Origin of the sequence: Flavobacterium luteum, from assembly GCF_008806775.1 — a bacterium.
GTDB classification, from domain to species: domain Bacteria; phylum Bacteroidota; class Bacteroidia; order Flavobacteriales; family Flavobacteriaceae; genus Flavobacterium; species Flavobacterium luteum.
Genome location: NZ_WAEM01000002.1, coordinates 104,929 through 116,184 on the forward strand (window position 1 = coordinate 104,929; position 11,256 = coordinate 116,184).

Here is an 11,256-nt window from a genome sequence, read left to right on the forward strand (position 1 = left end):
TAAAAAACAACACTGGCTTTAAAAAATTATTTTATAGGATTAACCTACTATTTCAGTTACTTGTCCAGCACCTACTGTTCTACCACCTTCACGGATTGCAAAACGTAAACCAACGCTCATTGCGATTGGGCTTAACAAAGATACATTTATAGTTAAGTTGTCACCTGGCATAACCATCTCTACACCTGTTGGCAAAGTAATAACTCCTGTTACGTCAGTTGTACGTACATAAAACTGTGGACGGTAGTTATTGTGGAATGGTGTGTGACGACCACCTTCTTCTTTTTTCAAGATATACACCTCAGCTTTGAAAACTGCATGAGGCTTAACAGATCCTGGCTTAATAATAACCATTCCTCTTTTAATATCTTCTTTTGCAACACCTCTTAATAAGATACCTGCATTATCTCCAGCTTCACCTCTATCAAGGATTTGACGGAACATTTCGATACCCGTTACTGTAGAAGTTAATTTTTCAGCACCCATACCAATGATTTCAACTGGATCACCAGTATTACAAATACCTGTTTCGATACGACCTGTAGCAACAGTTCCACGACCAGTAATTGTAAATACATCCTCAACTGGCATCAAGAATGGTTTAGCTGTATCACGAATTGGTTCTTCAATCCATGAATCACAAGCAGCCATTAATTCAATAATTTTTGGTACCCAAGCTGGATCATTATTCAATCCACCTAAAGCTGAACCTTGAACTACAGGACCATTATCCCCATCATACTCGTAAAAATTTAATAAATCTCTGATTTCCATTTCTACTAATTCTAATAGCTCTTCATCATCAACCATATCTACTTTATTCATGAAAACTACCATTCTAGGAATACCTACTTGGCGACCTAAAAGGATGTGTTCACGTGTTTGTGGCATTGGTCCATCAGTTGCAGCAACTACAAGAATAGCACCATCCATTTGAGCAGCACCAGTAACCATATTTTTTACGTAATCCGCGTGACCTGGACAGTCAACATGAGCGTAATGACGATTAGCAGTTTCATACTCAACGTGTGATGTATTGATAGTAATACCTCTTTCTTTTTCTTCAGGAGCGTTATCGATTTGATCAAACGATTTTGCTTGACAGTAACCAGCATCAGATAATACTTTCGTGATTGCAGCAGTTAATGTAGTTTTTCCGTGATCCACGTGCCCAATTGTTCCTATGTTTAAGTGGGGCTTGTTACGGTTAAAATTTTCTTTTGCCATTTTACTTAATTTTTAATCTTAGTTATATAATATATTAGTGTTCAAATTTTACAATTTTGAGCCAACTACGGGAATTGAACCCGTGACCTCTTCCTTACCAAGGAAGCACTCTACCCCTGAGCTAAGTCGGCAGATTCCTTGATTTAGGAATTGGGATTTTAGATTTAAGATTTTGAAAGAATTCTGAAAAAAAAATCCTAAATCGCCATTCTTAAATTTAAAAATCATTCTTGTGGGGAGAGCAGGATTCGAACCTGCGAAGTTCACACAGCAGATTTACAGTCTGCCCTCGTTGGCCGCTTGAGTATCTCCCCTCTTTTTAAATTGATAATTGATAATAGATGATCACCAACTGCATTGAGCCGGCGGAGGGACTCGAACCCACGACCTGCTGATTACAAATCAGCTGCTCTAGCCAACTGAGCTACGCTGGCAAATTCAATAAAAAAAGCCCGCTATTTCTAACGGACTGCAAATGTATATCTTTTTGTTTTTTAATCAAAACAATTTTGATAAAATTTTATATTAAATATGCGCATTGATTTTTTCCTTTCTTTTAACTAATAATCGCTCTAAAGATTCAGCCGCCAACTCAACTGCTTCCTCGAATGTTTTACATTGCTTCTTTACCATAAAATCATCTCCTGGGACATGTAATTTTACCTCTACAATTTTATTTTCCTTGTCGCTTGTTTTTTCTACTTTCAAAAAAATGTCTGATGACACAATTTTATCGTAATATTTCCCCAACTTATCCATCCTTTGCTGAATAAAATCTACCAACTTTCCGTCAACAGCAAAGTTAACAGCATTTACATTTACCTTCATGATTAACATTTTTTAATGGTTATTATTATGAACTAATCTCGACTTCTAGGATGAGCATTTCCGTATATTTTTTTTAGCTCTGCTAAACTGCTATGGGTATACACTTGAGTAGATGCTAAACTAGAATGCCCCAATAATTCTTTTACTGAATTGATATCTGCCCCGTTATTAAGTAAATGAGTTGCAAAAGTATGCCTTAAAATATGCGGACTCTTTTTTACCTTCTCAGAGACATGACTAAAGTAGTTATTTATTAAACGATATACAAGCGAATCATTCATTTTCACACCATTTGTTGTTAAGAAAAAAAAGTCATCATCGTTAATTTGTTCTAAATTAGCTCTTTCGGAAAAATATAAATTTATTTGCTGTGAAACAATTGGCAAAATCGGAAGTATTCTTTCTTTGTTTCTCTTTCCTAAAACTTTAAGCGTATTGTTTGAATGATTGACATTTGAAACTTTTAAATGTATTAATTCTGTTCTTCGTATTCCTGTTGTATAAAACAAATCAATAATTAACTTGTCTCTTATGCCTTCGAAACCCTCAGGATATTTTATTAGATGCAATACATTATTTAATTCTTTTTCTGAAAAAGGTATTTGAAGATTTTTTGCAGTTTTTAAAGCTTTGTGTTTTAACAAAGGACTGACATCAATTTGTTTGGTCTTTAGTAAAAATTTATAAAATGACTTTAGAGATGCTGTTTTCCTATTGACAGAGGTATTTGAGATAGAAGCATCCACTAATGAGACAATCCAACTTCTGATTTGACTGTAATTTACTTTTATTAGATTTTCCTGGTCAAACTCTTCTTTTATGAATTTTTCAAAAAACCCTAAATCCTTTATATAAGCATTCACAGTATGCGGAGAATAATTTTTCTCTAGTTGTAGATAATCTTTAAATGATTGTAAATAATTCGTCATATAAAAAGATTGATTTGCTTCGGTTTCTAGCAATTCCTCACACAAAGAAAAACCGTTAATATCAAAGGTATTAAACTTTAATAACTAACGGTTAGTATATTGCTGAGAAAATTAAATTTTAACTTTCTAAGTTATCTCTCATGTTTTGAATGTAAGCCGCTTTCTGGATTTTCATTCTATTGGTAACAGAAGGTTTAATAAAAGCAGTACGCGCTCTCAACTGACGAACAGTTCCTGTTTTGTCAAATTTTCTTTTATAGCGCTTTAATGCTCTATCGATATTTTCTCCGTCTTTAATTGGTATAATTAACATAATATAGACACCTCCTCTCGTTAAGGGTGCAAAAGTACATTTTAATTTTGAATTATGAGTTATGAATTGTAGATTATTTTCAAGAAGGAAATGGAATAAAAAAAGAAAAATAAACCAAATCGAAAAAGCCAAGTTATTATTTAGCTTCGTTCCGTTCGGCTTTGCCTCGGACCTTGCATCTCGTTTTTATATTATATAATCTATTAGTCTATTATCAACATTCTTTTTTACTCTCTCAACAAGTTCCTAGAAATTACTACTTTTTGAATCTCAGTAGTTCCTTCGCCAATAGTGCATAATTTAGCATCTCGGTAAAATTTTTCAACAGGAAAATCTTTGGTATATCCATAACCTCCATGTATTTGAATGGCCTCATTAGCGACTTTACAACACATTTCTGAAGCATACATTTTTGCCATCGCACCAGCTGTAGTTACTGGTTTGTTTTGCTGTTTGAGATAGGCTGCTTTGTGAATTAATAATTCTGAGGCTTCGATTTCAGTTGCCATATCGGCTAATTTGAAGGAAATTCCCTGAAACTCAGAAATTGCTTTGCCAAACTGATGTCTTTCTTTCGAATATTTTAAGGCTGCTTCATAAGCTCCTTTAGCAATACCTAATGATAAGGCTCCGATAGAAATTCGACCACCATCTAAAATTTTCATAGACTGGATAAATCCCTGACCTACTTCTCCTAATCGGTTTGCGTCTGGAATTCGACAATTATCAAAAATTAATTCTGCCGTTTCGCTAGCGCGCATCCCTAATTTATTTTCTTTTTTTCCTGAAGTAAATCCTGACATGCCTTTTTCGAACACAAAAGCGGTCATTCCTTTAGAGTCTCCTTTTTCTCCTGTACGAACGATTACCACGGAAATATCACCAGAAATAGCGTGAGTAATAAAGTTTTTAGCGCCATTTATTATCCAATGATCTCCGTCTTTAATAGCAGTTGTATTCATTCCGCCTGCATCCGATCCTGTATTATGCTCTGTCAAACCCCAAGCGCCTATATGTTCGCCTGATGCTAATTTTGGAATCCATTTTTTCTTTTGTTCATCGTTACCAAAAGTTAAAATATGATTGGTACATAAAGAATTATGAGCAGCAACCGATAATCCTATTGATGGATCTACTTTTGATATTTCTTCTATAATGGTAATGTATTCGTGGTATCCTAAACCTGACCCGCCTAATTCTTCTGGAACTAAAACGCCCATAAAACCCATTTCTCCTAATTTCTTAAATAAATCAACAGGGAAAATTTGAGCCTCATCCCATTCCATAATATGAGGACGAATATTTTTTTCAGCAAAATCTCTAATAGATTGCGCAACCATATTTTGAGTCTCACTGTATTCGAAATTCATTCTTTAATTTTTTTAGAATTCCAAATATAAGACAATTGTATTGACTTTTTCGACAGGAAAGTCCTTAATTTTTGTTAAATCCTCAGTATTTTTAATTTCTCCATTCATACTTCTGTAGGTAACAATTGATTTTGCCAATTGATATTTACTAAAATAAGAGAATTGCATCAACTCCTTAATTGAGGCGCTGTTAATGTTTATCTTTTTTATATTGGGCATTATTTTTATTTTAAAATATTCATTCAATTTTAAAACAACTTCTGGCGACAATCCCCAAACATCTTTCATTTGGTCCATAGTAACAAAACCTCCAAGCTTCTCTTTTTCTTTAAGAATTCTGTCTGACAATCCATCGCCAATCCCGTAAACTTTTTTCAAATCTTCTTTGGTCGCTTGATTAATGTCTAAAACAACTATTTTTTCTTTTTTGTCGAATTTTTGTTTTGAAAAAGATTTGAATTCTTTTTTATTTATTACCCAATCTGGGAATTTAAAAAAAGGGGAAATGCTATTTAATAAAGAGTCGGAAACTTTTGTTACCGCTTGAAATTCCTTTGCAGAATTGACATATTTATTTGATTTTCTAAATTCAAGTAATCGATCAATTTCCTGAGTAGACATCCCGAGTTTGTACCCTTTAAAATCAGTTATGAAATTGGGATTAAATGGATATATTTTAGGAATATCTTCCTTTTTTTCTTGCTTTGCATCATCAATTTGAGATTGTAACGAAAGCCATTGTAGTTTCTCCTTATTATTCTCATTTTTTTTGAGAGAAGTAAAATCTACAAAAAAGTAAACCAATTGAAAAACAATAATAAGCAATAGCAACAAGAATACTCCGCTTCGTTGCGACGAAGTATATTTGAAATAGGATTTAAAAGTAGTTAGATTCATTATTTATTTTTACAAATCGAAAACTGAACTGCGTTTTGCCCGAATTAAATCTTTAAGTCGTAACCAAAAAGCTAAAGTTAAATAAACTCCGAACCAAAGTCCTGCAGTTACAAAAGAAATGTAAATAAAAAACAACCGTACACTATTGGCTCGCATACCTAAACGGTCTGCCAATCGAGAGGATACATGAAAACCATGTTTTTCAAAAAAATATTTAAGTCGGATTACTAAAGACATTTTTTTATGTTTGATGTTTTTTTGTAAAACTACAAAATTTTAGAATTAACGTTTGCCCTAATTTACAAATTAATTTTTCTTTAATAACTCCATTCCAATAGCACAATCTAAACATTTGCTTTTGTTGCAATATTCATTTTTGAGTTGCAACAATGATTGCGTATCAAATGCATTTTTAGATTTGACCCCAAAAGAACTAAATTTTTGAATGATGGTATTGCTTTCTGGAGCTACATTTTGCATCAAATGAATTAAATCTTCTGAAATTTCTTTACCTTGACTTTTAGCATAAGCAAATTGTATAGGAATAATGGTATTTATGATTATCAAATCAATGAAAGCTAAGGAAAGTGATTTCATTTTCTTCGGACTTTCTTTATCAAATTGATAATGGGTTTGCCAATAATCAGAAACTGAAACTTTAAAAAAATCATAAATGTTTTTTATAGAATTCGCTTCAATTACTTTTGAAAATAAATTTTGCTGACTGTGATATACATTTGCTAATTGCGACAATCGAATAGTTGGGAAATTATCTGGTCGATGTTTAAAAAACTGTACTATTTCGAAAATCGATTGCTCTAACTGGTATTTGTGTTCTAAATAATTGAATCTTGAAAGTAAATTTTTAAAATACCTATCCTCTTTTTCTATACTTAGCAAACCTGCTTTTCCAAAAAGCAATGCTTCGAGATTATCTAATTCAAAACTTTCCTTTCTAAATACTGAAAACGGAATAGATTGTGCGATTCTTAAAAACAATTCCCCATTAGTATTGAGTCCAAAATTCTTTGCTAACAGACAAAACAAAACTGCTTCCCAATCCTGATTGGTTTGAACCAACAATTCCTGAATATTTATTGATTTTCTTTCTAAACGCTCAAAAAACAAACGCTCCTTCCAATTGTTAACTGTGAAATCATCAATTGCCTCGAGTTGTTTTTCGCAGTAAATCCAAGATTTTGGTGTTAGTAAAGACTGGTATTTTTCTAAAGTTTCTTTTGAAACATAGTTTTTTAATTCTAAAACAGGAATTTCAATATTGTTTTTTCTAAAAATTTCGGTGTCATGTTCCCAAACCACATGAAGTATAACACTTTCATAGGCTTCATCTCGCTCGTGATGATGTACATACCAATCGGAAGATTTTATATGAATCTCGACATTACCTGCCCATTTTTGATTTCCGATAGTGATTTGTGCATTAAAAAAATCAGGTCCAGCCAACTGTAAATACTGTCCAACATTTACAATAGTAACATCTTCACCATTTGAGGTTTTTAAACTTGAAATATCGAACTTTTTGAATTTCCAGAGGTAATGGAGAAAATCTTCTTTCATTTATTTTGGCTTATAAATAACAAACACGAGATGAAAGACTAAAGTAGTAAAAAAACAATTTGAAAAATAAATTAAATCAAAATAACTTCTATTTGAATTTAACGCAATAAATACAATGTAGCGCAAGCCCTTGCATCAGAAAGGGCTTCATGGTGATTTAGTTGTATATTCATTCGTTTACAACAATCGCTTAATTTGACTGGAACAAATCCTTTGGCTTTATAAATTTTCACTGTGCACTCCCAGCGTGAACTAATATTTAAATCTTCATAATTCAATTGATGCATTGCCATAGATTTAGCAAGAACATTTCTATCAAAACTTTCGTTATGTGCTACTACGACTTTATTTTGTAACCTTTTTTTAATTTCAGGAAACACTTGTATAAATGATTTTGCATGTATGGTATCTCTAGGATAAATTCCGTGAACTTTTATGGTGAATGGTGAAAATTCGTTTTTGGGAGGCTTAATCAGGCTTACGAATTCATCAACAATAACACCATTCTCAACTGTAACAATCCCTACGGAACAAGGATGATAGGCTGTGGCAGTTTCAAAATCTATAGCAACGAAAGTCATTTTATTTATATGATTATTTTATAGAACCTATAATGTCTGATTTTGTAATAATGTGATGATTCCCATTATCTAAATCTACCAAAACTGCATCATTTTCTTTAGTAAACAATTTGGAAAGCTCCTCTATTGGTGTATTTAATTTTACAATTGGGAATGGTTTTCCCATAATTTCTTTGATGGGTTTATCGGCAACGTCTTTATTTGCAACATAACTTCGAAATAAATCACTTTCATCAACAGAGCCTACAAATCCTGTAACATCAATAACTGGAATTTGAGAAATCTTATATTTTCGCATTCTTTCGATAGCATGCGATACCAATTCTTCAGTTCTCACAACAATTAAAGGTTTGTCTAAATGATCCTTTATTACATCTTCTGCTTTTGTTAATTCTTCCTCGAGAAACCCCCTTTCTCTCATCCAATCATCATTGAACATTTTGCCTACATATCGACTTCCTGAATCGTGAAAGAGAACGACAATTACATCTTTTGAAGTAAAATGTTCTTTTAGTTGCAACAATCCTTTGATTACGGCACCAGCAGAATTACCAACAAATATTCCTTCTTCTAAAGCTATTTTTCTAGTGTAAACGGCAGCATCTTTATCGGTAACTTTTGTAAATCCATCAATTAAGGAAAAATCTACATTCTTAGGAAGTATGTCTTCGCCAATTCCTTCAGTGATATACGAATAGATTTCATTCTCATCAAAAATTCCTGTTTCATGGTATTTCTTAAAAACAGAACCATAAGTATCAATACCCCAAACTTTAATATTCGGATTTCTTTCTTTTAGATATTTTGCAACTCCCGAAATAGTTCCTCCCGTTCCTACGCCTACTATGAAATGGGTTATTTTACCTTCTGTTTGTCTCCAAATTTCAGGGCCGGTTTGCTCATAATGCGCTATAGCATTTGAGGGATTATCATATTGATTTACATACCAAGAATTTGGAGTTTCCTGAGCTAATCTTTTTGAAACTGAATAATAAGAGCGAGAATCAGTTGGTTCTACATCGGTTGGACAAACTATTACTTTGGCTCCTACAGCACGTAGAATATCCATTTTTTCTTTAGATTGTTTATCCGTAATAACACAAATAAGTTTGTATCCTTTTATAATTGCAACTAATGCAAGTCCCATTCCTGTGTTTCCAGAAGTCCCTTCAATGATTGTTCCTCCTGGTTGTAATCGTCCATCGGCTTCGGCATCTTCGACCATTTTTAAGGCCATTCTGTCTTTTGCGGAATTTCCTGGGTTGAAAGTTTCTACTTTAGCTAAAACTAGCGCATCAATTCCTGAAGTAACTTTGTTTAATTTAACTAAAGGTGTATTTCCAATAGTTCCTAAAATATTTTGGGAGTATTTCATAATTGTTTTTGCAAGTTGTCAAAACAGATTGAACAACATTCAAATGTATGAATTAGTTATAAATAGATAATTCAAAATTATGTTAAGATTTTACAATACGTTTAAACTTTTTCTATAATTCTAGTTTAATTTTTGAATAAAACACATTATTGAAAGAAATTCCAAACCAATCCAAAACGAATTAAAAAATCTCGATACGGATAATTTGGAGCAGAATAAAAAGTATTTGTTGCAGAAAGTGCTGAATTAAAATGTTCGGCTTTTATAAAAATTCGAGTTTGTTTAATCCTTGCATTTACAAAAAAATCCATATTTGCAAAGTTGCCTATTTCTTTGTTATTCTGAATAAAAAATTCTGAAAGCACAGGACTATAGTCATTAGCATTGTACTTTGTAAAATAATTAAAAATGACTCCTGTTTGCAAATACAAAGCTTTTTTAAAGAAATAATTGGTAAAATAAAGTGTGTTTCTGGTTACCAATTCTGGAAGATTTAAAATTGCATCTTGTTGATCGACTTTTTGAAAAAGAATTGTATTATCTAGAGCTAATTTCCAAAATTTTATTTCCTTACTTGCTTTTACCGATAACAATTTGATGGTGTTATCATATTGTTTTGGAGTAACTAATTGGACATTTTCTATTGTACTCTCATCCATAAAATAGAGATGATCATTGATAGTAGTTGCAAATAAGCTAGCATTAAACCATTTTGTTTTGGCATTAATTTGTATCGAATTTATTTTTTCGTTTTTAAAATTATTGAACCAATTGTATTTTAAATAACTACTTTGATGTAAGTTATAAATATGATCTGGAAGTTTATTTAAATTTTGATACTGAAATGAAAATTCGTTTTTATCATCAATTTTATATTTTAAATTTCCGTCAATATTTGTTAACGATTGATTGGTAATTGAATTAGAATATAAAAACGATCCTTTCCACTTGTTTTTTTGATATTCGTATTGTCCGCCAAAGGAATTAATGGCATCGTTTAAAGAGTTTGGCGCTACTTTATCTGATACAATAAATATCGTATTGTAATAATAATTATATCTGAAATCGTCAATAAAAAACTGAAACTTACCTAAAGTCTCATTTTCATATACCGCTCCTATTTTATTATACATTCGATTGTATCGAACTTGATCGTTTATTCCGCCGGTAACAAATGCTTCACCAAATCTATTGATTTTTTTATCTCCAATAGTGGAAACAACTGTAGCCTGATTGTATTCGAAAAACTTATTCTCATAATTAAATTGGTGTGTTAGCAACAAATTGTTATTTCCATCATTAGGATTAATTCTAAAGTTATGATCTAAAAATATTCGTTTCCCTTTTATAAAGGATTTGGCATCAGTCAAATAGACTTCTAATCGTTGTCGTTCTTTAAACTCTGGGCTTTTACTTTCAAAATCAACTATCGAAGTAATTCCACCATTTTCTCCGTTAAGAAAATCTTGACTTGTAAAATGTGCATTTACAAAATAACGTTTGTTTTTAGTGTGATAACTTGTTGTAAATCTAAAATTTCCAGTACTTGAAAGTTGATTGATGTATTTTCCTAAAGATCGTAATCCTTTATAAGCAATAGAAAAATTAAATCTTTCCGAAGTATTCAGTGTGATAAAAGCATCCAAACTTTGACCTTGGGTCATCACTGTTTTAAAATACAATTCGGTTAAAGGGGTTGCAACCGAGTAATACTTAATATCGTGAGCTTCTAGATAATTAAAATGCTTGGCTTTATAACCAAATTCTGGAAAAGGAGATACCCTATTTAAATCAAATTGTAATGTATTGTAGGTTTGCCCTTCATTTGCAAAAGGCAAAAGACCAAAATTATCTTTACGAAGATAATTATAATCGTACTCTTTTTTAATAGTAAGAGAAGTATCTACAAAAGTAGTATCGCGATCCAAAGTGATTATCTTATAAGAAGTAATTGGAGCTTTTTGAGAGCGCTCTTTAGCTTTTTGCGCTTCTGACTTTACAAGACTCTTTTTTTGTTTCTCTTTTGTTGGCTCTTGTGAAAAAACTATTATGGAAAAAAGAGAAATTAAAACTGAAAATACAATTTTCATACATATATTATAAGCAACAAAAATAGGTATTTGTTTGTAAAAAGCATCTTACTAGTAAAAAATTTGTA

General features: G+C 31.8%; 11 protein-coding genes and 3 tRNA genes. All 14 read right to left on the bottom strand.

Features of this window, described 5'->3' with window-relative positions:
- Positions 1-39: 39 nt before the first annotated feature.
- Positions 40-1,227 carry an elongation factor Tu gene (gene tuf, locus F6464_RS04250; protein WP_151106569.1) on the bottom strand — a complete coding sequence of 396 codons (1,188 nt, stop codon included), beginning with the start codon at positions 1,225-1,227 and terminating at the stop codon, positions 40-42.
- A gap of 59 nt (positions 1,228-1,286) precedes the next feature.
- Positions 1,287-1,358: transfer RNA gene (locus tag F6464_RS04255), tRNA-Thr, on the bottom strand.
- Positions 1,359-1,460: 102 nt separating this feature from the next.
- Positions 1,461-1,541, bottom strand: a tRNA-Tyr gene (locus tag F6464_RS04260).
- A gap of 46 nt (positions 1,542-1,587) precedes the next feature.
- Positions 1,588-1,661, bottom strand: a tRNA-Thr gene (locus F6464_RS04265).
- Between the two features lie 91 nt (positions 1,662-1,752).
- A complete protein-coding gene (gene hpf / locus F6464_RS04270; protein WP_151106570.1) occupies positions 1,753-2,055 on the bottom strand; it encodes a ribosome hibernation-promoting factor, HPF/YfiA family in 303 nt (100 codons plus the stop codon).
- Between the two features lie 32 nt (positions 2,056-2,087).
- Positions 2,088-2,984: a tyrosine-type recombinase/integrase gene (locus F6464_RS04275; RefSeq protein WP_151106571.1), complete on the bottom strand. Its 897-nt coding sequence runs from the start codon at positions 2,982-2,984 to the stop codon at positions 2,088-2,090.
- Between the two features lie 118 nt (positions 2,985-3,102).
- Positions 3,103-3,297: a 30S ribosomal protein S21 gene (rpsU, locus tag F6464_RS04280; RefSeq protein WP_116725400.1), complete on the bottom strand. Its 195-nt coding sequence runs from the start codon at positions 3,295-3,297 to the stop codon at positions 3,103-3,105.
- Between the two features lie 227 nt (positions 3,298-3,524).
- On the bottom strand, positions 3,525-4,667 hold the full coding sequence (locus F6464_RS04285; protein WP_151106572.1) for an acyl-CoA dehydrogenase family protein: 1,143 nt from the start codon (positions 4,665-4,667) through the stop codon (positions 3,525-3,527).
- A 12-nt stretch (positions 4,668-4,679) separates the two neighbouring features.
- Positions 4,680-5,564, bottom strand: a complete 885-nt coding sequence (locus F6464_RS04290) for a ComEA family DNA-binding protein (protein ID WP_151106573.1) — start codon at positions 5,562-5,564, stop codon at positions 4,680-4,682.
- Positions 5,565-5,573: 9 nt separating this feature from the next.
- Positions 5,574-5,801 (bottom strand): PspC domain-containing protein, encoded by a 228-nt coding sequence (locus F6464_RS04295; RefSeq protein ID WP_151106574.1) that lies wholly within the window; start codon positions 5,799-5,801, stop codon positions 5,574-5,576.
- Positions 5,802-5,870: 69 nt separating this feature from the next.
- A complete protein-coding gene (locus F6464_RS04300; protein WP_151106575.1) occupies positions 5,871-7,142 on the bottom strand; it encodes a DUF2851 family protein in 1,272 nt (423 codons plus the stop codon).
- Between the two features lie 98 nt (positions 7,143-7,240).
- Positions 7,241-7,723 (bottom strand): 3'-5' exonuclease, encoded by a 483-nt coding sequence (locus F6464_RS04305; protein WP_151106576.1) that lies wholly within the window; start codon positions 7,721-7,723, stop codon positions 7,241-7,243.
- Positions 7,724-7,736: 13 nt separating this feature from the next.
- Entirely contained in the window at positions 7,737-9,098 is a 1,362-nt protein-coding gene (locus tag F6464_RS04310) for a pyridoxal-phosphate dependent enzyme (protein WP_151106577.1), read from the bottom strand.
- 146 nt (positions 9,099-9,244) lie between these two features.
- Positions 9,245-11,188 carry a putative porin gene (locus F6464_RS04315; RefSeq protein WP_151106578.1) on the bottom strand — a complete coding sequence of 648 codons (1,944 nt, stop codon included), beginning with the start codon at positions 11,186-11,188 and terminating at the stop codon, positions 9,245-9,247.
- Positions 11,189-11,256 lie beyond the last annotated feature (68 nt).

Coding starts and splice junctions, on each gene's coding strand:
- tuf (WP_151106569.1), bottom strand. CDS start 1,227: ATGGCAAAAGAAAATTTTAACCGTAACAAGCCCCACTTAAACATAGGA.
- hpf (WP_151106570.1), bottom strand. CDS start 2,055: ATGAAGGTAAATGTAAATGCTGTTAACTTTGCTGTTGACGGAAAGTTG.
- F6464_RS04275 (WP_151106571.1), bottom strand. CDS start 2,984: ATGACGAATTATTTACAATCATTTAAAGATTATCTACAACTAGAGAAA.
- rpsU (WP_116725400.1), bottom strand. CDS start 3,297: ATGTTAATTATACCAATTAAAGACGGAGAAAATATCGATAGAGCATTA.
- F6464_RS04285 (WP_151106572.1), bottom strand. CDS start 4,667: ATGAATTTCGAATACAGTGAGACTCAAAATATGGTTGCGCAATCTATT.
- F6464_RS04290 (WP_151106573.1), bottom strand. CDS start 5,564: ATGAATCTAACTACTTTTAAATCCTATTTCAAATATACTTCGTCGCAA.
- F6464_RS04295 (WP_151106574.1), bottom strand. CDS start 5,801: ATGTCTTTAGTAATCCGACTTAAATATTTTTTTGAAAAACATGGTTTT.
- F6464_RS04300 (WP_151106575.1), bottom strand. CDS start 7,142: ATGAAAGAAGATTTTCTCCATTACCTCTGGAAATTCAAAAAGTTCGAT.
- F6464_RS04305 (WP_151106576.1), bottom strand. CDS start 7,723: ATGACTTTCGTTGCTATAGATTTTGAAACTGCCACAGCCTATCATCCT.
- F6464_RS04310 (WP_151106577.1), bottom strand. CDS start 9,098: ATGAAATACTCCCAAAATATTTTAGGAACTATTGGAAATACACCTTTA.
- F6464_RS04315 (WP_151106578.1), bottom strand. CDS start 11,188: ATGAAAATTGTATTTTCAGTTTTAATTTCTCTTTTTTCCATAATAGTT.